The organism is Brevibacillus gelatini (genome assembly GCF_050920745.1).
Lineage (GTDB): Bacteria > Bacillota > Bacilli > Brevibacillales > Brevibacillaceae > Brevibacillus > Brevibacillus gelatini.
The window spans coordinates 51,643-75,522 of the sequence record NZ_CP154342.1 but is presented as its reverse complement, the minus strand read 5'-3'; the positions used below and the strand labels follow the sequence as shown (position 1 = coordinate 75,522).

The 23,880-nt window shown below is 52.4% G+C and carries 30 protein-coding genes and 1 other RNA gene; 3 read left to right on the top strand and 28 right to left on the bottom strand.

Annotated elements, in window-relative coordinates; genetic code table 11:
* The first annotated feature begins 260 nt into the window (after positions 1–260).
* Entirely contained in the window at positions 261–512 is a 252-nt protein-coding gene (locus AAFJ72_RS00510) for an AbrB/MazE/SpoVT family DNA-binding domain-containing protein (protein ID WP_122905216.1), read from the top strand.
* 146 nt (positions 513–658) lie between these two features.
* Here AAFJ72_RS00510 and rsmI read toward each other — a convergent pair whose 3' ends face one another.
* The 12 genes from rsmI to AAFJ72_RS00450 all read right to left on the bottom strand — a co-directional run bounded on the left by rsmI (position 659) and on the right by AAFJ72_RS00450 (position 9,483).
* Positions 659–1,549 (bottom strand): 16S rRNA (cytidine(1402)-2'-O)-methyltransferase, encoded by an 891-nt coding sequence (gene rsmI / locus AAFJ72_RS00505; protein ID WP_122905215.1) that lies wholly within the window; start codon positions 1,547–1,549, stop codon positions 659–661.
* A complete protein-coding gene (locus tag AAFJ72_RS00500) occupies positions 1,546–1,860 on the bottom strand; it encodes a GIY-YIG nuclease family protein (RefSeq protein WP_122905214.1) in 315 nt (104 codons plus the stop codon). The genes rsmI and AAFJ72_RS00500 overlap by 4 nt, the downstream gene beginning before the upstream one ends.
* The gene (locus AAFJ72_RS00495) at positions 1,796–2,563 is read right to left on the bottom strand and encodes a tRNA1(Val) (adenine(37)-N6)-methyltransferase (RefSeq protein ID WP_122905213.1); all 768 of its coding nucleotides are present in this window, start codon (positions 2,561–2,563) and stop codon (positions 1,796–1,798) included. Before AAFJ72_RS00495 ends, AAFJ72_RS00500 begins: the two co-directional genes overlap by 65 nt.
* A 97-nt stretch (positions 2,564–2,660) precedes the next feature.
* Complete coding sequence (yabA, locus tag AAFJ72_RS00490; RefSeq protein ID WP_122905212.1) at positions 2,661–3,032, bottom strand: DNA replication initiation control protein YabA; 372 nt, start codon at positions 3,030–3,032, stop codon at positions 2,661–2,663.
* Positions 3,033–3,060: 28 nt separating this feature from the next.
* Entirely contained in the window at positions 3,061–3,876 is an 816-nt protein-coding gene (locus AAFJ72_RS00485) for a PSP1 domain-containing protein (RefSeq protein WP_122905211.1), read from the bottom strand.
* Positions 3,877–3,879: 3 nt separating this feature from the next.
* Entirely contained in the window at positions 3,880–4,860 is a 981-nt protein-coding gene (holB, locus tag AAFJ72_RS00480) for a DNA polymerase III subunit delta' (protein ID WP_432775713.1), read from the bottom strand.
* A gap of 16 nt (positions 4,861–4,876) precedes the next feature.
* Positions 4,877–5,323, bottom strand: a complete 447-nt coding sequence (locus tag AAFJ72_RS00475; RefSeq protein ID WP_122905209.1) for a YaaR family protein — start codon at positions 5,321–5,323, stop codon at positions 4,877–4,879.
* Between the two features lie 151 nt (positions 5,324–5,474).
* Positions 5,475–5,804 carry a cyclic-di-AMP receptor gene (locus AAFJ72_RS00470; RefSeq protein WP_122905208.1) on the bottom strand — a complete coding sequence of 110 codons (330 nt, stop codon included), beginning with the start codon at positions 5,802–5,804 and terminating at the stop codon, positions 5,475–5,477.
* Between the two features lie 132 nt (positions 5,805–5,936).
* Positions 5,937–6,578, bottom strand: coding sequence for a dTMP kinase (gene tmk, locus AAFJ72_RS00465; protein WP_122905207.1), 642 nt, complete (start codon positions 6,576–6,578; stop codon positions 5,937–5,939).
* A gap of 47 nt (positions 6,579–6,625) precedes the next feature.
* Entirely contained in the window at positions 6,626–8,098 is a 1,473-nt protein-coding gene (locus AAFJ72_RS00460) for an aminotransferase class I/II-fold pyridoxal phosphate-dependent enzyme (RefSeq protein ID WP_432775712.1), read from the bottom strand.
* 125 nt (positions 8,099–8,223) lie between these two features.
* Positions 8,224–8,406: a sigma factor G inhibitor Gin gene (locus AAFJ72_RS00455; RefSeq protein WP_122905267.1), complete on the bottom strand. Its 183-nt coding sequence runs from the start codon at positions 8,404–8,406 to the stop codon at positions 8,224–8,226.
* A gap of 48 nt (positions 8,407–8,454) precedes the next feature.
* A complete protein-coding gene (locus AAFJ72_RS00450; protein ID WP_432775711.1) occupies positions 8,455–9,483 on the bottom strand; it encodes a hypothetical protein in 1,029 nt (342 codons plus the stop codon).
* 328 nt (positions 9,484–9,811) lie between these two features.
* Here AAFJ72_RS00450 and AAFJ72_RS00445 point away from each other — a divergent pair, with 328 nt between their 5' ends.
* Positions 9,812–10,342, top strand: a complete 531-nt coding sequence (locus AAFJ72_RS00445; protein WP_122905205.1) for a hypothetical protein — start codon at positions 9,812–9,814, stop codon at positions 10,340–10,342.
* 7 nt (positions 10,343–10,349) lie between these two features.
* On the opposite strand, the gene AAFJ72_RS00440 is transcribed toward AAFJ72_RS00445, so the two are convergent.
* From AAFJ72_RS00440 to AAFJ72_RS00390, 11 genes are all read right to left on the bottom strand, one after another.
* A complete protein-coding gene (locus tag AAFJ72_RS00440) occupies positions 10,350–10,619 on the bottom strand; it encodes a pro-sigmaK processing inhibitor BofA family protein (RefSeq protein WP_432775710.1) in 270 nt (89 codons plus the stop codon).
* 12 nt (positions 10,620–10,631) lie between these two features.
* On the bottom strand, positions 10,632–10,862 hold the full coding sequence (locus AAFJ72_RS00435) for a DUF2508 family protein (RefSeq protein ID WP_005830519.1): 231 nt from the start codon (positions 10,860–10,862) through the stop codon (positions 10,632–10,634).
* 20 nt (positions 10,863–10,882) lie between these two features.
* Complete coding sequence (locus tag AAFJ72_RS00430) at positions 10,883–11,857, bottom strand: lysostaphin resistance A-like protein (RefSeq protein WP_432775709.1); 975 nt, start codon at positions 11,855–11,857, stop codon at positions 10,883–10,885.
* A 125-nt stretch (positions 11,858–11,982) separates the two neighbouring features.
* Positions 11,983–12,579, bottom strand: a complete 597-nt coding sequence (gene recR, locus AAFJ72_RS00425; RefSeq protein WP_122905202.1) for a recombination mediator RecR — start codon at positions 12,577–12,579, stop codon at positions 11,983–11,985.
* Between the two features lie 27 nt (positions 12,580–12,606).
* On the bottom strand, positions 12,607–12,918 hold the full coding sequence (locus tag AAFJ72_RS00420) for a YbaB/EbfC family nucleoid-associated protein (RefSeq protein WP_122905265.1): 312 nt from the start codon (positions 12,916–12,918) through the stop codon (positions 12,607–12,609).
* Between the two features lie 41 nt (positions 12,919–12,959).
* Entirely contained in the window at positions 12,960–14,663 is a 1,704-nt protein-coding gene (dnaX, locus tag AAFJ72_RS00415; protein WP_432775708.1) for a DNA polymerase III subunit gamma/tau, read from the bottom strand.
* Positions 14,664–14,792: 129 nt separating this feature from the next.
* Positions 14,793–16,223, bottom strand: a complete 1,431-nt coding sequence (locus AAFJ72_RS00410; RefSeq protein ID WP_432775707.1) for a PAS domain-containing sensor histidine kinase — start codon at positions 16,221–16,223, stop codon at positions 14,793–14,795.
* 229 nt (positions 16,224–16,452) lie between these two features.
* Positions 16,453–16,717: signal recognition particle sRNA large type (gene ffs / locus AAFJ72_RS00405), an RNA gene on the bottom strand.
* 55 nt (positions 16,718–16,772) lie between these two features.
* On the bottom strand, positions 16,773–18,533 hold the full coding sequence (locus AAFJ72_RS00400; protein ID WP_432775706.1) for an HD domain-containing phosphohydrolase: 1,761 nt from the start codon (positions 18,531–18,533) through the stop codon (positions 16,773–16,775).
* A 384-nt stretch (positions 18,534–18,917) separates the two neighbouring features.
* Complete coding sequence (locus AAFJ72_RS00395; protein WP_432775705.1) at positions 18,918–19,574, bottom strand: DedA family protein; 657 nt, start codon at positions 19,572–19,574, stop codon at positions 18,918–18,920.
* 24 nt (positions 19,575–19,598) lie between these two features.
* Entirely contained in the window at positions 19,599–20,186 is a 588-nt protein-coding gene (locus AAFJ72_RS00390) for a class I SAM-dependent methyltransferase (protein WP_432775704.1), read from the bottom strand.
* Positions 20,187–20,425: 239 nt separating this feature from the next.
* Here AAFJ72_RS00390 and AAFJ72_RS00385 point away from each other — a divergent pair, with 239 nt between their 5' ends.
* On the top strand, positions 20,426–20,734 hold the full coding sequence (locus tag AAFJ72_RS00385; RefSeq protein WP_432775703.1) for a DUF4870 domain-containing protein: 309 nt from the start codon (positions 20,426–20,428) through the stop codon (positions 20,732–20,734).
* 88 nt (positions 20,735–20,822) lie between these two features.
* Here AAFJ72_RS00385 and AAFJ72_RS00380 read toward each other — a convergent pair whose 3' ends face one another.
* From AAFJ72_RS00380 to AAFJ72_RS00360, 5 genes are all read right to left on the bottom strand, one after another.
* Entirely contained in the window at positions 20,823–21,458 is a 636-nt protein-coding gene (locus AAFJ72_RS00380; protein WP_432775702.1) for an NAD(P)-dependent oxidoreductase, read from the bottom strand.
* 245 nt (positions 21,459–21,703) lie between these two features.
* On the bottom strand, positions 21,704–22,096 hold the full coding sequence (locus tag AAFJ72_RS00375; protein ID WP_432775701.1) for a rhodanese-like domain-containing protein: 393 nt from the start codon (positions 22,094–22,096) through the stop codon (positions 21,704–21,706).
* Positions 22,097–22,117: 21 nt separating this feature from the next.
* A complete protein-coding gene (locus AAFJ72_RS00370; RefSeq protein ID WP_432775700.1) occupies positions 22,118–22,384 on the bottom strand; it encodes a metal-sensitive transcriptional regulator in 267 nt (88 codons plus the stop codon).
* A gap of 99 nt (positions 22,385–22,483) precedes the next feature.
* The gene (locus tag AAFJ72_RS00365) at positions 22,484–22,975 is read right to left on the bottom strand and encodes a DsrE/DsrF/DrsH-like family protein (protein WP_432775699.1); all 492 of its coding nucleotides are present in this window, start codon (positions 22,973–22,975) and stop codon (positions 22,484–22,486) included.
* Between the two features lie 89 nt (positions 22,976–23,064).
* Positions 23,065–23,853 (bottom strand): sulfite exporter TauE/SafE family protein, encoded by a 789-nt coding sequence (locus AAFJ72_RS00360; protein WP_432775698.1) that lies wholly within the window; start codon positions 23,851–23,853, stop codon positions 23,065–23,067.
* Positions 23,854–23,880 lie beyond the last annotated feature (27 nt).

The following is a 23,880-nucleotide window of genomic DNA, read 5'->3' as shown; positions in this document are numbered from 1 at the left end:
GACCGATTCGACACAATATACTACCAGTTAATTTTAGCTATACGAATCTCCAAACTGTTCCCGGCTTTCTATGAAACGCTGGTATATCAGCTTTTCTATTTTCATAAAAATCTTTTCTTTTCAAAGAATTGTCAAAACCATGTTGACACCTTTGGGAATCGCTGGTATGATAAACCCAACAGAAAATGTCGAATATTGACGATTAACGATGATTGCTTACAATAGCATCGACATATTAAGACTTGGGAGGAGAATTTACTATGATGAAATCAACGGGGATTGTTCGCAAAGTAGATGAACTGGGTCGTGTCGTTATTCCGATCGAATTGCGCCGCACACTGGGTATCGCGGAAAAAGACGCACTGGAAATTTATGTAGATGGTGAGCGCATCATCCTGAAAAAATACGAGCCTGCTTGTATTTTCTGTGGAAACGCTGACAAAGTATCTCACTTTAAAGGTAAAATCGTTTGCCAGGATTGCCTGACTGAAATGCCTGTCGCAAAACGCTAAACACGTATTTCCATACATCCTTGCATTACATAAGCTACGCCTTCGCAAAGGGACAAGCCCTTGCGAAGGCTATTTGTCTTGTCGACAGGGATCGCGGATGAGCGGACAAGACAAAAAGAAAAAGCCGACCTGGTACGGTCAGCTTCCTACTCAATTTCCTGGTCGCGATGATACTCGTTGTAGACATCGCGCTTGGGCACACCCCGATCGTCTGCGGTCTGCCTGATCGCTTCCTTTTTGCTCAGGCCTTGCTCGCAGTAATGATCGACATGCTGGACAACACTCAGCTGCTGCCACCAGACGGTTTCCTCGTCTGCTTCACCAGCAGTTGTGCCTGTATAGCCTTCGACAATCAGGCAAAACTCGCCGCGCACTTCGCCGCTTCCCAGCCATTCCAGCAGCTCTTCAAATGTGCCGCGAACGAATTCCTCGTAGCGCTTGGTCAGTTCGCGCGCCAGCACAGCCCGCCGATTCCCCCACATTTCCCGCATCGCGGCAATCGTCTTCTCAATGCGGTGTGGCGCTTCATAAAAAATCAGCGTCTCCGGATAGCGCTTGAGCCGTTCCAGTTCTTCACGCCGTTCCTTGTTTTCCCGATGGATAAATCCGCAAAAGACAAAGCGGTCTGTCGGCAGCCCCGAGGCGATCAACGCCGTCAGTCCGGCGTTTGCCCCCGGCACCGGAACGACAGGGTACCCGGCGGCGACCGCGTCGCGCACGAGATCAGCTCCCGGATCGGATATTGCAGGAAGCCCGGCGTCGCTTACCAGCGCGATCCGTTTTCCTTCGGCCAGCCACTGCAACAGCCCCTGTCCGCTCGCCTCCTTATTATGTTCGTGATAGCTCACGGTGCGCTTTTCGATTTGAAAATGGTTCAACAGCTTCCTTGTTTGCCGCGTATCCTCGCAGGCAATCACATCAACCGCCCGAAGTGTTTCCAGGCAGCGGACGGTCATATCATCGAGATTGCCAATCGGCGTTGCGACCAGATACAGGACACCTGTTTCCTCCTGCGCAAAGCTGCGCTGTATATTCATCGCGGCGTCCCTCCAATCAATTCTTCTTTTTGCTTGCGATTCAGCCGTTTGATTCCTTCCTCGCGCTTCAAGCCCCATGAACGGTCGGGCCCTTCTTCCCAAAAGACAAGCGCAAGCGGCCCGCGCCCTCTGGTGTATTTCGCGCCCTTGCCTTCGTTGTGCATCGCCAGGCGGCGGCGCAGCTCCGTTGTATAGCCGGTGTACAAGGAGCCGTCCGCGCAGGCGAGAATGTAGACAAAATGACTCTTATGCGAGGGAATCTCGTCTGCCGAAGTAAATTTCCTGCAGTTCTTCACAGTATTCCTCACCATTTTCATAGACAATCAGCGGCGGCTGAATCCTCAGCTCCGGCTTGCCGCCCCTGGTCCCTTCGATCAGCACCATGTTCGGTTCGGCCTCCTTGCGCGGATAAACCAGACGCATCCGCTTCGGCTCGATACCGTACTGGCGCATCAGGGAAATAATATCGATCAGACGGGTAGAGCGGTGGACGAGAGCGAGCTTGCCGCCATTTTTCAACAACTGGCTGCCCACCCGAATGACGTCTTCGAGCGAGAGCAATATCTCGTGACGGGCGATTGCAAAGTGCTCGCTTATATTTTTCTCCCCGCTTGTCGCAGGCATATAGGGCGGATTGCACGTAATCAGATCGAATTTTCCGTACCCGAACATGGATACAGCGTCCTTGACATCTCCGTGGTGCATCTCGATCCGCTCCGTCAAACCGTTGAGTATCACGTTCCGGCTGGCCATGTCGAACAGTCGCTGTTGAATCTCGATGCCGTCAAAACGGGCTTCCGGCGTGCGCGTAGTCATGATAAGCGGGATCGCTCCGTTGCCCGTGCACATGTCGAGCACTCTGCCGCGCTTGGGAACGGATGCAAATCGCGCCAGCAGCACAGCGTCCATCGAAAAGCAGAACACCTCGTGGCTCTGAATAATTTTCATTTCGTGTGTCAATAAATCGTCAATGCGCTCCGCATCATAGAGCGGCACGTTGATGACTGGTTCCATCCTTTGTTCCCTACTCCTTTTTTCTCCTTGTCTTGGAAAAAGCGACCTGACACGTGGCACAGGTCGCTTTCTCCATGTGGTGATCGCTCGTCACCGTTTATTTTTGAGGGCCGCCGCTGAGGAACGAGAGACAGAACAGGCAATCCCCTTCTTTGCGCAAACTGCCGAAATGCACGTTGCAGATGTGGAACCCTTCTGCATACAGACGGGCAAGGTTGTCGTATCCTTCCCCGACCACGGCTTTTTTTGCTTTCTCCCTGGCGACAGGGGTTGTCCCCTTCTGCTTTGCCGGGGAGCCAGTCTTTTTCTTTTCCAGTCGGTTGCGAAGATGCTGGTTTTCAACGAGTAATTGGGCGTTTTCCTCCATCAAAACGACGATGACGTCTTTCAACTCACCGATCTCTTTGTACAGGTCCCCAATTCGTTCTTCAATGCTCGCCATCTTGACGAAGATTTCCCGTTTGTCCACTAGCTCACCTCTCCCCTACCCCCACACTTTATTCATAGGTGGGGAGCCCTATCGCAATCTCATCTAAGCCAAACTCTGTGATGCGCTTGTCGATCGAAAGCTCCACCTGAACGGACTGATCCAGTACGTTAACGGAAACGACTCGTCCATTTCCCATCGGGGTAGTGACCATTTTGCCGACATCCGGCAATTCATCACGCGTGCTTTCGTAGTTGTCATTCTCGTATTTTAAACAGCACATCAACCGGCCGCACAGACCGGAGATTTTTGCTGGATTCAACGAAAGGTTTTGGTCCTTGGCCATTTTAATGGAAACAGGCTCGAAATCGCCAAGGAAAGTCGAACAGCAAAGCAATCTGCCGCAGGGGCCAATGCCGCCCAGCATTTTCGCTTCGTCACGCACGCCAATCTGACGCAGCTCAATGCGGGTGCGGAAAACAGAAGCGAGGTCTTTTACCAGCTCGCGGAAGTCAACCCTGCCGTCCGCGGTAAAATAAAAAATGATCTTGTTGCGGTCAAATGTGTATTCCACATCGACCAGTTTCATATCGAGCTTGTGCTCCTTGATCTTCGTCTGGCACACGGCAAAGGCATTCTTGGCAGCTTGCCTGTTTTCATCAACCTGCTTTGCGTCCTTGTCGTCAGCCATACGAATGACCTTTTTGAGCGGTAACACTACATCGGACTCAGCAACTTCCTTTTTGCCGATGACGACCTTGCCATATTCGACCCCTCTTGCCGTTTCGACGATGACGTTACTATCTTTCTCTATCGGCAGTCGGTCAGGGTCGAAGTAATATATTTTGCCCGCTTTTTTAAAACGGACCCCAACAACCTCATACAAAGGTTATCCCTCCTGGAATTGAAGAACCAACCGCTCAAGAGCCAACTGCGCGTTGGCGTTTCGCTCTATCCGATTTTTCGTATCCATGACCAAATCTATCCCGTACAAGAGCTCAGCTTTTGTCCATACCAGTGCTTGTCCTTGCAGCACATCCTGTTGGTCGCTGTTAATGAGATGGGCATGCCTGCCTACTTGCACATACAGGATATCGCGCAGCCAAAGGATGAGCAAATCTAAAAAGAGGGGCAGTTCCTCTTTGATCTTGTCGCTCTTTTGCAACATATCATGGATGGTGAAGAGCGCAGACGAATTACGCTGTTTGCACTCATGGCTCAATTGTATCACTAGATTTCTTAGCTGTGCAAACGAATCTGACTGGCTGAGTGCCCTGGCCTCTTCCACATTTGTCGTAATGTGCGAGGCAACCTGCGCCATTCCAGCCATGACGCCATCTGCCTGCAGCTGTTCCGCAATCGCTCCGGCAGAAAGTGGCGAGAATTGAACGATTTGGCACCGGGACAAAATCGTCGGGAGGATCGAGTGGCTGTGTTCCGTCAAAAGCAAGGCAAGCACGCCAGCGGGCGGTTCCTCCAGAAACTTCAGCAGACTGTTGGAAGCCTGGGTCGTCATTTTGTCGACGTGTTCAACGATATACACCTTGTGCTTGGACTCTACCGCTCGCATGGCCATTTCTTTTTGCAGCGTACGGATCTGGTCGATTTTGATGGAGGCCCCATCCGGTGTAATAAACAGCACATCGGGGTGGTTTCCCCCCTCAATCCGCCTGCATGTAACACAGGCCCCGCAGGCGTCCGCTTCCCTTTCCGGACAAAAAAGGGACTTCGCCAGATGCAGGGCCATCTGCTTTTTGCCTGCTCCCTTCGGACCGGCGAACAAATAAGCGTGCGCCAATCTGTTGTTGAGCAGGCTATGGTACAGCAGCTCCGAAGCGCGTGGCTGCTGGGAAAACCGGGTCCATGTCATAATGGTTTCACACCCACTAAAAATACAAATTAATCAGCATGCCGCGGATTTCGCCTATCCGGGCCAACAAATCAATCGTCGCTGCCTGATCGCTAAGCAGCTCGTCTGTCAGACGCAGCAGCTCGGCATCGACCTGTTTGACGATTTTGTACAGCCTGCTGCGGCCTCGCCGATTTATTCCTCGCCGGTCATCCAGGGCGACACCGTACTTGACGGCTTCCTCCATGAACTGCTTGACGAGATTTTTATAGGCGTAGAAGTCGCGAATCGAGCGGGATCTGGCGAGAATCTGCCCCATCCTGTCAATGTCGCCAAGCAGCCGATTGAGCAGCTCCTGGGACATGCGCTCGTCTTCTCCTTGCATCATCGTGCCAAAATTGAGCTTTTCGAGCTGCGGATTTCTTCGCGAATCCGCAGTTTTTATCATGTCCAGCTTAGGTCGTAGCCCGTCGCCGATTTTCATCACGCCACCCCACATAACCGATCAGTAGAGGGTTTTTCCCCCGTTAGATCAAGTATAATCGAAAGCAGCGAAAAAAGAGAGCAGGAACCTGTAGATAGGAAGAAAGATTCCGCAAAATTGCAGATTGCCGTTTCGCCAAGTCGCGCCAAAGTCAGAACGAGTGGAACTCTTCGACGTCGAGTACAAACACAGCAGCTCCGCCCACCTGCACTTCCAGCGGGTACGGCATGAACGAATCCACCGCATTGCTGAGAGGGGAAACGGGCGTAACCATTTGTTTGCGGGATTTGCAGTTGTGCGCAATGATGTCGATTACTTCCGGCACGTTTTCGTCAGACGTACCGATCAAAAACGTTGTGTTGCCAGCTCGCAAAAAACTGCCGGTACTGGCGAGCTTCGTCGCACGAAACCCTTTTTTCACCAGTTGTTGAGACAAACGACCACTATCTTTGTCCTGGACGACCGCAACTACCATTTTCATCGGCTATCACCCTTTCCACAAGAATCAATCCCGCACGGTTTGCTTCATTGTATGAAAAACACGTAGGCCTGGTACGATATTTCGCTTAATCATATTATACCGTATGTCCCAGTACATGCGGTACTGCGAACCTTACAATCTGCCGAGCAATGCCCGCAGCGCCGACTCATACACCTGTTCCATCGGCTGTTCGGCATCAATGACGACGAAGCGCTCCGGCTCTCTTGCCATCACCAGTTGATACCCTTCCCTGACTCGATGGTGGAAGCGGATGTCCTCCAGATCGAGTCGGTTGACTTCCCTGCCGCGCGCTTTGTTGATCCGCGCAAGCCCCGTCTCGGGCTTCACGTCAAAAAACAGCGTCAGCTCCGGCATGCAATCGCCAACGGCAAAGCGGTTGATCTCGTACACCGCATCGATGCCAAGCCCCCGGGCATGGCCCTGATAAGCAAGGCTGCTGTCGATGAATCGGTCGCACAGCACAAGCTTGCCTGCTGCGAGGGCCGGCAGCACTTTTTCCGCCAAATGCTGGCGTCTCGCTGCGGCGTACAGCAGCGCTTCCGTCCGCTCGTCCATCGCGGTATGCGCCGGATTCAGGATAATTTCCCGGATTTTCTCGGCAATATCAATACCGCCCGGCTCGCGCGTCAACAGCACGTCCACTCCGCGCGAGCGCAGTTCCTCGTACAGCTTGGCGATGACAGTCGATTTGCCCGCTCCTTCGCCGCCTTCTATGGTAATAAATCGGCCTTTTTGTCCTGTTGTCACTTCCATACTCCTTCCGCACCTGCTGTCACAGGCCGTATGCTAGCCAGCCTTGATTAACGCAACACTTGTATTGTTTGCAGCCGATCATCCTGCACTCCGTGAAAACGGGTATGTCCCCTCCGCAGTTGTGCCAGCATCTCCAAGCCTTCCGCATCGATGCGCTCTCCCGGCACCAATACCGGAATGCCTGGAGGGTAAGGGATGACCATCTCCGCTACCACGCGTCCCAGCGCCTGTTCCAGCGGGATTGCCTCCCGTGGACGGTCGACAGCCTCGTGCATCGGCACAGCCTGCTGCCGCAAATAATGCGAGGAGACAACGCCGTGCAGCAAAATCCGCTCCTCTTCCAGCTCTACCTTGGGCGAGACCGATTCCAGCAAGCGGACGAGCGCATCCAGATCCCGTTGAGAGGTTCCCGCAGACGCAGCCAACAGCACGTGCGACTCGTCGGCCAGCTCCGGAAAAATCCCATGATTTTCCATAAGTTCCTGCAAAGCAAACCCGCTCATCTGTCCGGTTCGCAAATGCAAAAACAGCTTCAACGGATCAAACGTCGTGTACACCCGACTTGCGCATGGCTGCGGCCACTCCAGCCATTCCAGCTTGGCCGTCCGCTCCCGCAGTTTGTCCAAAAGCGGCAGCAAGCGCTCCCACTCTTCATGAGCCTCCAGCGCCAGATGGCGTCTTGCCAGATCGAGCGAAGCCATCAACACGTAAGACGGGCTGGACGACTGGAGCATGGCCAGCAGCCGATACAGCCGTTCCCGGTCGATTCGTCCGCCCTGCAAGTGCAGCATGGAGGACATCGTCATGGAAGAAGCCATTTTATGCGTAGATTGTACGGCCGCGTCCGCACCCGACTGCATCGCCGAGCGGGGAAATGCCGGATGGAAGCCAAAGTGTGCTCCGTGCGCTTCGTCTATCAAAAGCGGGATGTCATGACGATGCACCGTTGCCGCCATTTTTGCCAGGTCGATGCCCATCCCGTAATAGGTTGGATTCGTTAAAAAAACGGCCTTGGCATCGGGATGTGCTTGCAGCGCCCGCTCCACATCTTCACGTCTGACTCCTGCCGCTACGCCTGTTGCCAAATCGACGGCAGGCACCAAAAATACAGGTGTCGCCCGTGCCATGATGATTCCGTGAAACACGGATTTATGGCAGTTGCGTTGTACCAAAATTTTATCTCCCGGGCGGCATACCGTCATGATGAGGGCCATGTTGCCGACTGTACTGCCGCCAATCAAAAATCTCGTCTCTTCGGCCGCAAAAGCCTCCGCAGCCAACGCCTGTGCTTCTGCAATCACGCCCTGAGGCTGGTGCAGGTCGTCGGTTCCGCTGATTTCTGTCAGATCAAGCTCCAGAATGGAAGAAAACCGCTGCCGGGCATGGCTGTCAAAGCTGTGGCCCATCTTGTGTCCAGGCACATGAAACGGATGCGGGCGATTCCTCGCGTGCCGTTCCAGCTGTTCATACAGGGGCGCACGCTTTTGCCGCTCCCGAAATTCAGCATTTCTCGCAAGCACGCGCAACTCACGTCCTTTGTCATGAATTACCCATTATTTTAACATGATTTGACAAGGGAAAACGGAAATTCGCCAAGCTTTTTGGTAAATGAAAAAGACACCGGGAATGCCGATGCCTTTTTCCTTCACGCATCTTTTCGCAGCCAAATACGTCTCATCTGGTGGATGAAAAACGGATACTTTTCGTCCTGGACGTCAGTATGGACCATTTCCTGTTCGCATGTTCGACAAATAAACTGCTCACAAATGGCGATTCCGTCATTCTGCTCCTGTTCACAGACGATACATCGCTGAGCAACTTTTTCCATCGTAAGAACGCCTACCCTTTTCCTCAATCTACCAACCATTATACCCCATTATAATCCGCGCCATTCCCAAACGTTCGTCTTTTCCCCAACAGCTCGGTACCCTTGGCAAAGGAGCCTGGCTTCTTGTACAGGAAAACTGGAGGCGGCATCAATGACCAGCGATTGCCGCATCGCACGGATCAGCTCTTGCAAGGAAAGCTCGGCAACGATCCCCTGCCCGTCCCCGATCACGAGCAAATCGGCATCCTGCACAGCCGCCTCCCAGGAATCGCAACGTACCCATCCCGGACGAACCTCGTTCGGAAATAGCCCGTCCGTTCCTGTGTACACAGCGACTTTTCTGCCAGCAAGCCAGCCTTGGGGCATACTGCTCCACAAGCCTCCCGGGCCGATCAGCGCGACTCGCTCTATTTTCGCTTTTTGCAGGACATGCTGGCACTCCCGCACGATCCACTTACAGACAAGCGAATGATCCTGACGCCCCGAATCGAGCCAGCCCTGACCAATGCGCGTGTCCAGCCCCAATGCCCTTGATACCTGTAAAAGCGATACGCCGCTTTCGTCACACACCTCGCCCATCTCCCAATAAAATCGTTCCTTCCACGCCAGATAGCGAGGGAGCTGACGAATCGCTTCATCGACTTCGCGCCGTCCGCACACCATGGAAACTTTGCCGTGGTCAGCGAGCAGCCGACAAAGGCGGCGCATTTGCTGCCCAACCGGCTCGCCCCCAAGCAGTACCCGTTCGTTGCCTGACCACAGGCTCATCCGCACCACCTCGCACGGCTTTTTGCTGGCTTCGCACGTTGCTGCCAGCTCGTCTGCCCAGCCATACGGCGCTTCGTCTCCAAATACAAGCAACAATGCGGGGCCGTTTTCCTGGCACAAGCTGTTTTCTCCGAGTTCCTGCAGACGGCTGTAATCGCCCGGACTCGTCAGCAAAAGCCCGTCCACTCCTTCTGCCGATTCCCCTTTTTGTGCGACGAGCAGATCCATTCCACATTCTTTTAGCGACTCGCCCCACTTGTGTAGGATTTGCTCGGCAGCGACCCATAACGTCATACGCTGATGGCGCAAATGTCTTCCTCCTTCCCTCCGGCCTGGCAGCATGTTTCGCCGTACTTTTCGTGCCCAATCACGGAAGATTCCTTTTTATCGTTCCCAGAAACTTCCTGACAATAACACCAGCAGCTTCGTTTGCCTGCCAAAAGCGTACCGTTTTCTGTGCCGAAAACAGCAAAAAGCCGCCAGTCCTTACAATGGACCAACGGCCTGTCAGCAGCACATATTGGCTTTCTCAAGATTTGCGACTGTGCGATAATGGGAAAAAGAACGAAAACAGCGCGATTGCTGTCGTACATACATGCCAGCTTCGGCAACCAGACTGCAAAGGAAGTGACTTTTTTTGAAGGGACATGCCCAACAACATACGATTTACAGCTACAAGCTGCTTTACCGCTTTCGCTGGGGGCTGATCGGGTACTTGCTTCAGCTCTTGCTGATTGGCCTGTCCCTGATCGGCAGCTCCATGCTGCTGCAGGTGCCTGTCGTCTCTCTCGTCGTCACGCTGGCGATCCTGCCCGTTGTGCCGATCTGCCATCTGGTCATTTTTCGGCTGTACGCCCATCTGCGCTCGCAAAAGCCTTGGACAACCGCCGACATGCTCGTCTCTCCCTGGTGGGGAGCCGGGTATGTGCTGCCCGTGCCGCTGTCCGTTTATCGAGCCAGCGAGTGCACGGTGCTGTGCGGCAGCGTCCTCATTGCAGCCGGAGCGTACGTCTGGCTTTCGGCCGGCTATGGACTTACCTTGCTTGGCGGTGTCGTCATCGTGGCGCTGCCGCGCATCATTGCCCTGATCGCGTCATTTCGCCAGCCCAGCGAAAGCCGGGTGAAATACGAGAACCGCGGCGTTGCCTTTTTGAAAACAGACGGCTAAAAAATCGTCAGGCCATGATCCACAGCTTGATGACGATCAATGCGGCGAGTCCTGGCAGGCGGAGAAATCCGGCGACCAAAGCGGTGATCGGGTTGATCGGAATGTGGAAGCTGGCCAGCTCGCCAACCAGATTGGTGAAAAACAGCAAAATCGCGCCAATGACCACTTGCATGACGCCAACGCCCATCCATCTGATCGGAGTTGTGACAGATTTGCTTGCCGCTGTCAAAAGCAGAATCCCGACAATAATCAGAGCAATGACCCACCCCGTAGCCATGAACGCCACCTCCTACGCGTGTTTGCGGTGCCGCTCTCGTTTTGCCTGCGCCAGCAAATACATGTACCGCTTTTCCGTTACGTGCAGATAGTAAATGACATCCTCCAAACCGCCATCCGGCTCGCTGACCTCGACGAGATGGCGGGCGTGCTGCCAATCCTCACGGGCCTGATTCACAGCTACATCCAGACTTTCGGCATCCCAGTCAATGACAACCCGCTCTTTTTTGCCCCACCTGCTCAAATTTGCAGACCCTCCTTTATTTAGTTAAAGTAATACAAAACCCCCGTCATGTTGTTCACCGCGTGCAGCAGCACAGCTCCCCAGATTGACTGGTAGCGGTGCCGGACAAAGCCAAGCAAAAGCCCGATGACAAACAGCGGTGCAAACAACGCCACGTCAATATGCAAAAGAGCAAACCAGAAGCTGCTGAGGACAATCCCTGCGACGGCTCCTACGCGCCGAACGAGATAGGTCTGAATCACGCCGCGAAACAAAATCTCTTCGGCGATCGGCACCATGATCCCTATGATCGCAAGCGACGCCACAGCCGCGAGCAAATCTGTTTCCTTCGCTGAAACAATCTCCCTTTCGATCAGCTGCTCTCGCTCCGACGACAGCGACAGCCCAAGCCAGTCAGAGAGCGGATTCGTCACCAGCACGTCCAGCAAATACAAAATCAGCAGGAACAGCACCAGCAGCAAGACGAGCATTTGCTTGATCCGAACGGGTCGGCATACCCCGATTTCCCCTAGTCGCCTGCGAAACCACAGCGGAATCAAGATGAGCAAAAACAATTGAAAGGAAGCTGATTCCAAGAAACCCGCAACTGTTCCGACAGCAAATAGCGGTTCTTCCAGCACGAAGCCGTACAAGAACAACACAGCCGTCTGGAATACATGCATCCACGCCACGATGTGCACCACGTCGTTGCCTGTCAGCTCGTGATTTCCCCAAAGCCACAAGGTCTGCCTGCTTTCCCGCGCGAGGCCGTAAATAAAACCGGCGGCTGCGATGAGGCTTAACACGGAGAGCCCAAGCACAAGCACCCCTACCCATGCCTCTGGCTGGTCTGCCGTAGAAGCAATCCATTTGCCGTCCTCTCCGGGATGAAAGCGAATCATGGAAAATTCGGTCGCAAGCATCAGCCAATACCCGACAAACAGCATGATTGCCCACGGCGTGGACTTTTGTCGCCCAGCCCAACTCGCCAGCGACGGTCCTGGTCCTGTCAGCATTTCCTCACGCTCCTATTTCACTCTATGTCTCGTCCACGAAAAAAAGTCCGCCGTTTCCTCACGATTTCTCCCTTGTCGTCGAAATGAAAAAAAGACAGGCAATTCCCCCGTCTTCTTTTTCACCCTTATAGTTCGCGCCTGCCTTCCAACGCTTTGCTCAAGGTAACTTCGTCTGCGTATTCCAGGTCTCCGCCCACAGGCAATCCGTGGGCAATTCGCGTCACGCGGATTCCGAACGGCTTGATGAGCCGCGATATGTACATCGCTGTGGCTTCTCCTTCGATGTTCGGATTGGTGGCGAGGATCACTTCCTTCACCTGTTCATCGCTTAAGCGTTTGAGCAGATCCGGAATGCGGATGTCCTCCGGCCCGATACCGTCCATCGGCGAGATCGCGCCGTGCAGTACGTGGTAGTAGCCTTCGAACTCTTTCGTCTTTTCCATCGCCACGACATCGCGCGGCTCCTGGACGACGCAAATGATCGAGCCGTCCCGGCGTTTGTCCCGGCAAATGTGGCACGGATCAAGGTCGGTAATGTTGTTGCAGACCGAGCAATAGTGAAGCTGGCGTTTGGCGTTGACCAACGCCTTTGCCAGATCAAGCACGTCGTCTTCTTTCATGTTGAGCACAAAAAAAGCCAGCCGCCCAGCGGTCTTGGGACCAATGCCGGGCAGTTTCATAAAGCCTTCGATCAGTTTGGAGACCGGTTCTGGATAGAACATCACAACTACCTCTTTTCCTGCCCAATTTTAGAACAGGCCCGGGATGTTCATGCCTCCGGTGAATTTGCCCATTTCCTTGCTCATCAACTCTTCGGCTTTGCGCAGCGCGTCATTCACGGCTGTCAGCACCAGGTCTTGCAGCATTTCCACATCTTCCGGGTCAACGACTTCCGGCTTGATGACGATGTCTCTGATTTGCTTGTGTCCATCGGCTTTTACGATCACAGCGCCGCCGCCAGCAGAACCTTCGACGATTTTTTCTTTCAGCGCTTCCTGCGTTTTTTGCATTTCTTCCTGCATTTTCTTCACTTGCTTCATCATTTGTTGCATTTGCTGCATGTTTTTCATTCAGGTATCCTCCCTATGATTATATGGAATAGCTAGTCTTTTACTTCTATGAGTCCTTCACCGACAAGCTTGATCGCTTCTGCCAGAAACGGGTCTTCCTCTTCCGCAGCCGGACTGTCTTTTTGCGCTGCCTGCTGGTCGATGCCTTGCCATTCTTCCTCCATGACGGAAAACAGTTGCAGCGGCCTTCCCAGCACAGTAGACATGACCCGCTCCACGACGCCCTTCAGCTCCGGCTCCATGGTTTTATCACAATGGATCGCGCTGGAAAAAGTGACGACAACCGCACCGTTCCCGGCGGCCACAGGCTGACCGTTGACCAGCCACGCCTGATACTGGATCTTGATTTTTTTCAGATCGGCTAAAATCTGGCTCCACTGCCCCCGAACCTGTCTGGTCAAGTTCTCATCCAGCGCCTTGGCTACTTCCCTCACGCGATTGAGCGGTGTTCGCGAACCGCCGCCTGCGGCTGCCATCACGCGTCTCGGCTCGCTTTTGCGCGGCTCTTCGGCTTTTTGCTGGCCGGGCAAGCTGACTTGGCCTTGCAGCACCTGATTCAGCCGTTGCTCCAAAACGCCAAGCCGTGTTGCCATGGCTGTCAGTTCCTCGCTGGTGGCCGCTGCGGCCGTTCCGCTTGCCGCTGCCGTCTGGGCGGTTGGCTGGCACAGTTTCACCAGTGTCAGCTCCACGAGAACGCGCGCATACGTCGACCATTTCAACTGGGACAGCGCCTGGTTGCACGTCTCGATCGCCGCATACAGAGTCGGCAGCGAATACAGCTTGGCAACCTCCTGAAACTGGTCGTCGATCATGGTTCGCTCCACAATCTCCTCCAGTTGCGGCGCTGTTTTCAGCAGCAGCATGTCGCGGTAATAGTAGAGAAAGTCGTGCAGGAACTGCTCCGGGTCTTTTCCTTGCACCATGACCCGATCGAACTGCTCCATCACCTGCGCGACATCATTTTGAGCAATATATCTCGCAAGCACGGAAAAATACGATTGAGCCACCGTACCCGTGATCTGCATAATATCGCTGGCGCGCACCAGATCCTTGCTGTAGCTGATCGCCTGGTCCAGCAAGCTCAGCGCATCACGCGCCCCGCCCTCCGCCATCTTCGCGACAAGCTGCAGGGCCTGTTCTTCGACCTGCACTCCTTGCGACTGACAAATCCGCTGCAGCAGATTGACCATCACTTTTAGCGGAATCCGATGAAAATCGAAGCGCTGGCAGCGGGAGATAATCGTCGCCGGCAGCTTGTGCGGCTCTGTCGTCGCCAGAATAAAGATGACGTGGGATGGCGGTTCCTCCAGCGTTTTCAACAGGGCGTTGAACGCCTCTGTCGTCAGCATATGCACCTCGTCGATGATGTACACCTTGTACTTGACGTCGCTCGGAGCAAACTTCACCTTATCGCGAATGTCCCGGATTTCCTCGACACCGCGGTTGGAGGCGGCGTCAATCTCCAGCACATCCGTTACCGAACCATTGGAAATCGCTTTGCATGTTTCGCACTGATTGCACGGCTCGCCATCTGTCGGCTGCTCGCAGTTCACTGCCTTGGCCATGATTTTGGCCGCACTTGTCTTTCCCGTACCTCGGGGACCGTTGAACAAATAAGCATGAGAAAGCCTATTTTCGCGTAAAGCGTTACGCAAGGTTATCGTCACATGTTCTTGTCCGACTACATCCTGAAACGTCTGCGGCCGGTATACGCGGTATAGCGCGGTATAAGCCATGTTCGTGTGACACTCCCCATCTGCACAGTCCACTTCCATATCCTATTCATTATACACGATTGGTACCGTTCATACAAAGAAAACGCCCCGTTCACGAGAGTGCGGGACGCGATAGCCGAAACCGGACTTTTACAGATACGGCAGCATGATGTGGAAGGTCGTCCCGTACCCTTTGGACGACACACGAATCTGACCGCCGATGTCGTGGATGATTTTTTGACAGACAGACAGGCCAAGCCCTGTCCCTTCTTCTTTTGTCGTAAAAAACGGATCGAAAATCTTGTCGATAATGTAGAGCGGAATCCCCGGCCCTGTATCGTGGATGTCGATGCTCATCTTGTCTCCGTCCTCGTCGAGATGATGGGAAATTTGCAAAGTTCCCTGCTCGCCCATCGCTTCGATTCCGTTTTTGCATATGTTGATGAATACTTGCTTGAGCAGTTCGGTATCCCCCACGACCATCGGCAGCTTGCCGCGAGAGGGGAACTGAACTTCGATTCCGTACAGAAGCGCCTGCGACTCGACGATTGGCATGATTTCTTCAAAAACCGTATTGAGGTCAACCATCGCATATTGAACATCACGCGGCTTGCTCAACAGCAAAAACTCGCTGACCAGCGAATTGATCCGATTGATTTCCGTCAGCATGATTTCCGTATAGGTCTTCTCCCGATCCATGCCGCTGTCGGTAAAAGACTTGAGAAACATTTGCAAAAATCCTTTGATGGAGGTCAGCGGATTGCGAATTTCATGGGCCGTGCCGGCGGCAATCTGCCCGATCATCGCCAACCGCTCGTTTCGCTCGATTTTTTGCTCAATAGAACGCAGGTTGGTAATGTCTTTAAAGAGGATAAAAGCTCCCACCGTTTTGCCTGACTCGTCCTGCAGCGTATTGGCGTCGACGATCAGCTCATAGCGCTGATTGTCATTCGACCACGACATCGCTACGTTTTGCAGCTTCACACCATCCAGAAGCTCCTTTTTAATCAACCGGTGCGGCTCCGGAATCCCGTTGAATACTTCATCCACGTGCTTGTTGATGACATGAAGCCGCTCCATTCCCAAAAGCCTGCAAGCTGGCTGGCTGGCCTCGATAATGCGCAAATGCTCATCGAGAATAAACAGGCCCATGCTCGTATCGTGGGTCAGCTTGGTCATGAGCCGCAAAGACAAGACTTGATCGGTTTCTTTAGCCAATTGGTAAAAATGAACCAGGTACAAGGGGTTCTCTGCTTGCTGAACCAGTATCATCACAGGCGTCTTTCTGCTTTTCCCCTGTTTGTCACGCCATTCTACTTCCACATTCGTTCCCGTTTCCTCTTCTCTTTGCAAAAGCTCCTCGTACATCTGTTCCATGGAGCCCTGATAAGGGAGGATGGTCGCTACGGGTTGCTTGATAAGCTGGTCACGTGAATATCCGGTAACACGCAGCAGTTGTTCGTTTACTTCCACGATACTACCCGATTGATTCACCAATAAAACGGCGGTAGGCAGTTGATGTATAAACCGCTGCAAACGTCCGGACGAGCCAACGAGATGTAACGAAAAAGGTGCACTCACAGCTTGTCCCTCCTGGCCTATGATGTACTTCATGAGCAAAGAAACCCATGGCATTTCTCAACTATTATGAAACTTCGTGAAAAAAAGCTGAACACCTGCCCTCAGAGGCAAACCCGACCCGAGAAATGTTTCGCTAGTTATCGTCAAAATCCAACAAAATACTCCGATTCGCAAATAAAAAATAGCATGCCTCCCGAAGGAAACATGCTATTGAACATTCATGTAGGTACCGTGCACCTATCTTCGATAATTCTTATCCAAGCGTTACTTATGGCAGCAGCTCAGAGCAGGCTACCCTGCGGCACACGCGATGATCCACTTATGGCTGCTTCCTTCCGGACCTGACCAGGTTCATGGGTTCGCGTTGCACAGGACCCGCTCCTCAACACCGCCGCCATAAGGCAGCCTCACATAAGAAAACCTCGGATAGGAATTCAACCCTGCTATTGCGGATTGCAGGTTACAGGGCACCGCAACCTCCCCGTCTAGCACGGTACGATAAGAATACCAAAGATACGAGCCGATATCAAGGTGAAAAGCCATCCAATACTAGGTAGCGGCTTTTTCGTTGACAATACTGTCACTGTTTTCTGTTGGCTGTAGCACCTGAATGGCGCCGCTCAGGTAAGCCTTTTGAAAAATCTCGACGATCGCCGGATCAAACTGGGTTCCTTTGCAGCGCAAGATTTCCTCATACGCCTCTTTGCCTGACATGGCATTGCGGTAGGAACGCGTCGAGGTCATCGCATCAAACGTATCAGCGACTGCCAGAATTCGCCCGATCAGCGGAATATCTTCCCCCTTCAACCGGTGCGGATAACCGTTTCCGTCCCAGCGCTCATGATGGTGTCTGACGCCCGGACTGACATGGGCCAGACTTTCAATCTGCTCCACGATGTCGGCCCCGATTGACGGATGCCGCTTCATGAATTCGTACTCCTCGTAGGTGAGCTTGCCGGTTTTCAACAGCACCTGATCGGGAATTGCCACCTTGCCAATGTCATGCATCAGTCCCGCATAACGCAAATCATCACGGGTAAAGCCAAGCAGCTCCTTGTCCGGCATATGATCGTAAATGATGAGTGCATATTGGGTCACTCGCTCTGTGTGACCGGCGGTATAAGGGTCTTTCATTTCTACCGCCAGATAAAAGCTGCGGACAATCTGATCCAGCCCTTTTTGGGAATATTCCCGCTCCCGATCGATCAGCGATTGTATCTGGGATGCCATGATGTTGAACTTCTTTTCCAGGAACGTGATCTCGCGCATGCCTTCAATCGGTACGCGTATGGAAAAATCGCCTTTTACCAAAGCATCGGTCGCGTCCACCAGCGTGTTGATCGGCTTGCTGATCCAGCGGGCTATGCGGTGGGCCACATACCCCGAAAAGATGACTACGAGACAGATCGTACACCACAATACGAATTTCATCCGTTCCAGCCGATTGGCAATATCTTGATCGGGCAGCCATTCCACATAGGTCATCCCGCTCGTTGGCGAAATCTGATGATACGCATAAACATTTTCGTTATGTATGTTGACAGCAAACACTTTTTTCTCTTCGGCAACGGTTAAGTGCTTGTTCAGATTTCTGAATTCGGACGCTGCGGAAACGTGCTTCCCGACCATCAACTTGTCCGGGTGAACCAGTATTTTCCCGGATTGCATCAACACCAACAGGTTATTGTACTTGGCGATTGGACTGTTGTTCACCCAGCTAGCCAGTTCGTCCAGCTTAATCTCTACGAACAGCGAACCTGACAACTCGCCGCTTTTGCCCTCGACTCGCTGTGAAAAAAACAACGAGTTCGGGTTCGCCTTTTCATCCGTCCGGCTGAACAGGGAAATCTGGCTATCTCCGCTCCCCCACGGCTCTTGCTGCAGCTTCGGCAGCTGTTGCATCTCCTCCCAGCTATCCTCTTGCTGCAAAGAAATGACTTGCTGATCGTCCCGCACAAAATGCACATTTCGCACCAGATTGTGAAAGTAGGTAAACTTTTCGAAGGCAAACCGTACCTTGCTTTTATGCGCTTCCCAATCGCTTGCCGCGAGAGGGTTCTCCTGAGACTTGGATATTGAGGTTCGCAAGACCGGATCGTTTGCCAGCTGACTCATGTCGTATTGGAGCGTCTGAAAAATGGTGTTCAGACGTCTTTCAATCGTAACAAGATGCCCCCCGATGTTCTTTTCGTATTGCTCAAACACTGTCTTCTGCGCTTCCTGGTAGAAAAGAAAGCAAATGAGCAGAATGGGGAACAGGCTCAGCAATAAAAATGTTGCAAATAATCGGTCTTTCAACTTCAATAACACAAGCCTCCTCCTTTCTTCTGGTTGATCTCGCTCACAGCACAGGTTTATATGTTTGTCACTGCATATGATTTTTCGTATCCTTATCCCTTTTACCGCGTTAAGCCAAGAAATAAACATGGATTTTACCAGAGTTGGCTCCTTTTCTTCAGGCAAATAGACAGAGCTGTCTCTTGCATATTATCCTAGCTTGGAATTACTTTTCAATATAAGGGGATCGGACAAATGAGATATATTTTTCCTGTATTTTCTTCGTACAGCATCCTGCCTGACATCACCCTTCCAGAATGGCTTCGCCAGCGGCAAAAAAGTTCCTCCCTTAACGAAGCATACAAAAAAACCATCCTTCGCGAAAAAATCTGCGCAGGATGGGTTTTTCACAGGTTGTCATTCGTTTCCTTCACGTTTTACCGTCGGCGAAGCCACACCTGTAGCGTGGCTCCTTTGTCTTTGCCACACCGTATATCCGTAATAGCTGATGCCAGCCAGAACGAGCAGTCCTGCCGCCCCGACGACCATCGTTTGGTTGAACATGCCCACAAAGGCGTTGAGACGCTCGACGTTGTTGCCCATCAGGTTGCCGGCGAAAAACAAAATCATTGTCCAGACAAGCCCGGTCGTATAGGAAAACAGGGCGTAGCGCCGAAACGTCATTTTTCCGATCCCCACCAAATACGGCACCACATGCCGGACGACAGGCAAAAAGTAACTGATGCACAAGGCGTAGCTGCCGTAACGGTCCAGCAGCGCTTGCGCCCGGTCCACGTACTTGTTCATGCCCTTTTTCTTGCCGATCCAGTTCAGCGCCGGAGCGCCGAGCCATCTTCCTAGCACGTATCCGAGCGACAAGCCGGAGACAACCCCCATATAGGTCGCTACAAAAGCAGGCACCACATGCAAGACTCCGAGCGAGGTCAATACGCCCGCCGACAGCACAATCACTTCATCCGGAATCGGCATGCCGACAATCCCTAGCCATAACATGAAGAAAAGGGCAAGATACCCGAACTGACCCACTGACTCGGTCAGCATATCCACAATCATCGCTTTATCCTCCTATCCAGCCTGCTACCCGTGCCCTTTGCGGCAGATGTAGACAAATGCCGGCGGCAGATTAAGCGGAACAAGTTTTACTGTCATGTTTTCAAAGACAGTGGATAGCTGCTTTTTCATCTGGAGCGAGTATTGAAAGGTGACAAATATACCGCCTGGCTTCAGAGCAGCATAAACCTCTTCCATGATCTGATCGCGCAGCTCCTGCGGGAAGTTGGCAAACGGCAGCCCCGACACGATACAGTCAGCCTTGCCCAAACCTGCTTCGCCCAGAACACGGGTCAGATCGACCGCATCTTCATGAAAAAGCACGTTGGGAAATTGCTGCACAAGCCTTCCGCGCATCTTGCTTTCTTTTTCAAACGAAACCAGTGTAGCCTCTGGACGCTTCATCCGCTCGATCCAGGCGGTAAATATCCCTGTACCCGCGCCCAGTTCTACAATGGTATGGGCCCCGCTCCAATCAATCGGCGCCATCATCTGCTTTGCCAACGCTCGGGAGCTGGGGGTGATGCTACCTACTTGTCCGGGTGACTGTAAAAAATTATAGAAAAACATCAGTCGGTCCTTGATGCTAACCGGATGATGACAATCCATCATCATGATAGACGCTCCCTTCGTTGCTTCCTTACCTCACATGATATTCCAAAAACATTTAGAATTATCTTTCCAAAAACGAAAGATTTTCTTAATACTATCACAGTAAACGTTTGGGAATCAAAACACCTCCGTCTCTGGTCGGAATTGCAAATCACGCTTTTGATGGTTACGATCTGATAGCCATATGCGTTACAATCAGTTTAACAAGATCATTCGTCACTCAAGACGAGGAGGACTATTCAATGGATTATCGAGGAGTAAAGGCAATCACCCACGCCAGCGCATTTTTCGCACCGTTTCTGGTGCCGATCATCGTCTGGCTGCTCATGCAAGAACGCGACGCGAAAAATATGGCTCTCCAGGCCTTGCTGTTCCATTTGTTCATGAGTATTCTCATCAGCATTTCCTGGTTTTTCTCTTTCTTGCTGATCGGGATTCCGTTTCTGATCGTGTTTGGCTTGATGGCGATTTACTACCCGATCAAAGGGATCATCTACTCGTTGCAAGGCCGACCGTTCCACTACCCGATCATTGGTTCAATCGTAAGGTAAGCCGAGTCCGTCCGTGGCTCAAATGCAAAAAGGCCAGCGCCCGTTTAGGATCGCTGGTCTTTTTGCTGTGCTGCCTGCTTGTCATTGATTATTTGGAGCAAACGGTAAAACGTTGGTTCAGATGCTGTGGATTTTCGATTTCGTCGAGTACCGCAATCGCGTAGTCTGCGTAGCTCACGTAGCTTTGGCCGTTGCTGTTGACCAGCAGGTGGTCTTTTCCGAGCTGGTACGCGCCTGTCCGCTCGCCCGCAGGATCGAAGAAGGCAGAAGGACTGATGAAGGTCCATTGAATCCCTTCCGTCGCTTGCAGAATGCGCAGGTTCTCTCCCTGATTTTGTGCAGTCGCCAGATACATTTCTGGAAAATCAGGCGTTTCCATCACGCGCGTCGTTTTCGCTTCGTCGACGAACAAGCTGCCAGCGCCGCCCACTACGAGCAAACGAGTCGCCGGAGCACCCTTCATCGCTTCGATCAAAACGTTGCCAGCTTCGACATGCAGATGTTCTTTGCCAAAAGGAGCGCCGAATGCGTTCACCACTGCGTCAAAGTCTTTCACGTCTGCTGCCGTCAGCGCGAAAATATCTTTTTCTACTACGGCTGCTTTTGGCTCGTCGATTTTGGACGCGTCGCGGACGATTGCCGTTACTTCATGCCCGCGCTCCACTGCTTCCTTCATAATCAGTTTGCCTGCTTTACCGCTTGCGCCTACAATTGCAATTTTCATCGTTTGGTTCCCTCCATGTGAAATAGATTGAGTAGTGTTGTAACTAAAATAGTTACATCTAGCGCAAAAAAATTTGTGACTTGAGCTTGCTGGTCTTGTTGTAATCATTTTAGTTACAACAAGACCATCTGTCAATACTGTTTTTCCCGTCTGTATGCAAAAAGCATCTGCTTTACCCGGAAATGCGGCTGTACACTACTGACAGCTCACGGTTTGCCCGGATGCGGCAGATGCCCTGATTTGTCCTATCCCTTTTGTTTCGTCGGCCCCTGCCAGGTAATCAGTCCGCCCTGCAGGTGCGCCATTTGTGAAAAGCCGTGCTTCTTCAAAATTTTTGCCGCCTGCTTGCTGCGCAGACCACTGCGGCAGTAGAGCAAAATGTCGTTTTTCGGAGAAATCTCCTTCACTCTCTTGTTCAGCTCGGAGAGGGGAATATTAACAGCCGAAGGAATGTGCCCGTTTTTGAATTCATGCGGCTCGCGCACATCGATCAGCATCACTCTGCTTTTTTGATTCACCCGCTCCTTGAACTGCTCGGCCGACAGATTTTCCAGTCCTTTGACGGGCATGAAGCGGGCGATTAGATACCAGGTTGTCAACGCATACGCGATAATAAGCAAAATCGTCGTGAAGTCCATGTGAACATCCTTCCCAATGAATTAGCGACTTTTCACCAAAAGCTCAACCGCTTCTTTTACCATCTTGCTCGTGTCGCCGCCGTTCGCCTGCTCCTCCAAAAGACAGCGCTGCAGGTTCTCTGCTACGATCTGCGCGATAGCCCTGTCAGACGCGTTGCGGACTGCCGACAACTGCGCGACTACTTCCTTGCAGCTTTTCTGCTCGTCCATCATTTTCAGCACGCCGCGGATTTGCCCTTCAATTCTGCGCAAACGTCTTTTGATATCGTCACCGTAGTTGTAATCCAAGTGAAGTCCTCCTCCTGTTTTTTGGATCACGGATACCTATACAGGTATCTTATGCAAAAAGCAGGCTTTGTCAAGCGAGCGTCCTTCAGGATTGTCCGTTCAAATAAACAGATTGACTTTTGCCTGTGTCGCATCGCCCAGGTAGGCTGCCACGCCTGCGTACTCCATCCCGTCGATCAGTTCCTCCTGCTTCAAGCCCAACAGATCCATCGTCATCGTGCAGGCAACCAGCTTGACTCCTTGTTCCTGCGCTAGCTCAATGAGCTGCGGCAACGTCAGGGCGTTGTGCTTTTTCATGACATGCTTAATCATTTGCGGACCGATCCCGAGCATATTCATGTTGGACAATCCGAGCTTCTTCGCCCCTCTCGGCATCATCCAGCCAAACATTTTCTCCAAAAAGCCTTTTTTCACCTTGACGACCTCGTCCTTGCGCATCGTGTTCAAGCCCCAGAAGGTAAAGAAAATCGTCACGTCGTGGTCGTAGGCAGCTGCCCCGTTTGCAATGATAAACGCTGCGATTGCTTTGTCCAAATCGCCGCTGAACAGCACAATCGTCGTTTTTTCTTTCTGGCTTTCGTTTGCGATCATCGCGGAATCCTCCCTTATACTATTACTCCTATAGGTATAAAAACAGACAAAAAGAAGCTTCCTGCAAAAAGAAAGACCTCTTTTTCCCGTTACAAAATATCGCTCCAAACCTTGATGGCCGTCGCAGCAATCAGCACGATCAAGCCATAGCGCAAATATTTGACGTCCATCCTGGCACTGACCATACTGCCAAGCGGCGCTCCAAGGATGCTGCCCATGACCGTAAACAACACTGGCAGCAACGGGATGTGCCCTGCGTACAGCTTGCCTGCGACACCACCGATGGCCGAAATGAATACGATAGCCAGTGACGAAGCGATGGTGACGCGTGTAGGAATCCTGAGAACCGTCAGCATGATCGGAATGAGGATGAAAGCACCGCCCGCTCCCACAATTCCCGAGACAATTCCTACGACGAAGGCTACCGGAATTGCTACGGCCCGATTGTACTCGATCTCATCCGCTTGCTGCTGCGTCCCCTTGTTCTTTTTCAGCATCAAAATGACGGCGACGACAGCCAAAATCCCGTACACCAGATTGATGCTGTCGCCCGACATGTACTTGGAAGTCAGGCCGCCCAGGAGGCTTCCGGCCAAAATGCTGATTCCCATGTCTCTGACAAGTCCTTTGTGTACCAGAGGCGAGCCTTTGCCGTTGCGCTTGCGAAAAGCAATCAACCCGGAAAGGGACGCGAAAAACACCTGGAACATCGAGATGGCCGATACCTCCTGCGCAGAAAAATGCGCGAGTCCAAGTCCTGCCGGAATGAACAAAAGCATGGGGTAATGAATGATCGCTCCGCCAATCCCCAGCATCCCGGAGAAAAAGGAACCGACAAAGCCCAGCGTAATCATGAGTAAAAACAGCAAGACGTCCATAAGTCCTCCCCGCATTCCCCACAAAAA

Excerpts from the sequence above, each read along its gene's own strand:
- AAFJ72_RS00385 (WP_432775703.1), top strand. The coding sequence starts at position 20,426 with ATGGATTATCGAGGAGTAAAGGCAATCACCCACGCCAGCGCATTTTTC.
- AAFJ72_RS00430 (WP_432775709.1), bottom strand. The coding sequence starts at position 11,857 with ATGCTGACAGGACCAGGACCGTCGCTGGCGAGTTGGGCTGGGCGACAA.
- AAFJ72_RS00495 (WP_122905213.1), bottom strand. The coding sequence starts at position 2,563 with ATGGAACCAGTCATCAACGTGCCGCTCTATGATGCGGAGCGCATTGAC.
- AAFJ72_RS00375 (WP_432775701.1), bottom strand. The coding sequence starts at position 22,096 with ATGGACTTCACGACGATTTTGCTTATTATCGCGTATGCGTTGACAACC.
- AAFJ72_RS00470 (WP_122905208.1), bottom strand. The coding sequence starts at position 5,804 with ATGAAAATGGTAGTTGCGGTCGTCCAGGACAAAGATAGTGGTCGTTTG.
- holB (WP_432775713.1), bottom strand. The coding sequence starts at position 4,860 with ATGACATGGACCCGGTTTTCCCAGCAGCCACGCGCTTCGGAGCTGCTG.
- AAFJ72_RS00500 (WP_122905214.1), bottom strand. The coding sequence starts at position 1,860 with ATGGTGAGGAATACTGTGAAGAACTGCAGGAAATTTACTTCGGCAGAC.
- dnaX (WP_432775708.1), bottom strand. The coding sequence starts at position 14,663 with ATGGCTTATACCGCGCTATACCGCGTATACCGGCCGCAGACGTTTCAG.
- AAFJ72_RS00390 (WP_432775704.1), bottom strand. The coding sequence starts at position 20,186 with ATGATGATGGATTGTCATCATCCGGTTAGCATCAAGGACCGACTGATG.
- tmk (WP_122905207.1), bottom strand. The coding sequence starts at position 6,578 with ATGGAAGTGACAACAGGACAAAAAGGCCGATTTATTACCATAGAAGGC.
- AAFJ72_RS00380 (WP_432775702.1), bottom strand. The coding sequence starts at position 21,458 with ATGAAAATTGCAATTGTAGGCGCAAGCGGTAAAGCAGGCAAACTGATT.
- AAFJ72_RS00440 (WP_432775710.1), bottom strand. The coding sequence starts at position 10,619 with ATGGCTACGGGGTGGGTCATTGCTCTGATTATTGTCGGGATTCTGCTT.
- AAFJ72_RS00475 (WP_122905209.1), bottom strand. The coding sequence starts at position 5,323 with ATGAAAATCGGCGACGGGCTACGACCTAAGCTGGACATGATAAAAACT.
- AAFJ72_RS00360 (WP_432775698.1), bottom strand. The coding sequence starts at position 23,853 with ATGGACGTCTTGCTGTTTTTACTCATGATTACGCTGGGCTTTGTCGGT.
- rsmI (WP_122905215.1), bottom strand. The coding sequence starts at position 1,549 with ATGAATATACAGCGCAGCTTTGCGCAGGAGGAAACAGGTGTCCTGTAT.
- AAFJ72_RS00420 (WP_122905265.1), bottom strand. The coding sequence starts at position 12,918 with ATGCAGCAAATGCAACAAATGATGAAGCAAGTGAAGAAAATGCAGGAA.
- AAFJ72_RS00395 (WP_432775705.1), bottom strand. The coding sequence starts at position 19,574 with ATGATTGTGGATATGCTGACCGAGTCAGTGGGTCAGTTCGGGTATCTT.
- recR (WP_122905202.1), bottom strand. The coding sequence starts at position 12,579 with ATGTTCTATCCAGAACCGGTCTCCAAACTGATCGAAGGCTTTATGAAA.
- AAFJ72_RS00455 (WP_122905267.1), bottom strand. The coding sequence starts at position 8,406 with ATGGAAAAAGTTGCTCAGCGATGTATCGTCTGTGAACAGGAGCAGAAT.
- AAFJ72_RS00510 (WP_122905216.1), top strand. The coding sequence starts at position 261 with ATGATGAAATCAACGGGGATTGTTCGCAAAGTAGATGAACTGGGTCGT.
- AAFJ72_RS00365 (WP_432775699.1), bottom strand. The coding sequence starts at position 22,975 with ATGATCGCAAACGAAAGCCAGAAAGAAAAAACGACGATTGTGCTGTTC.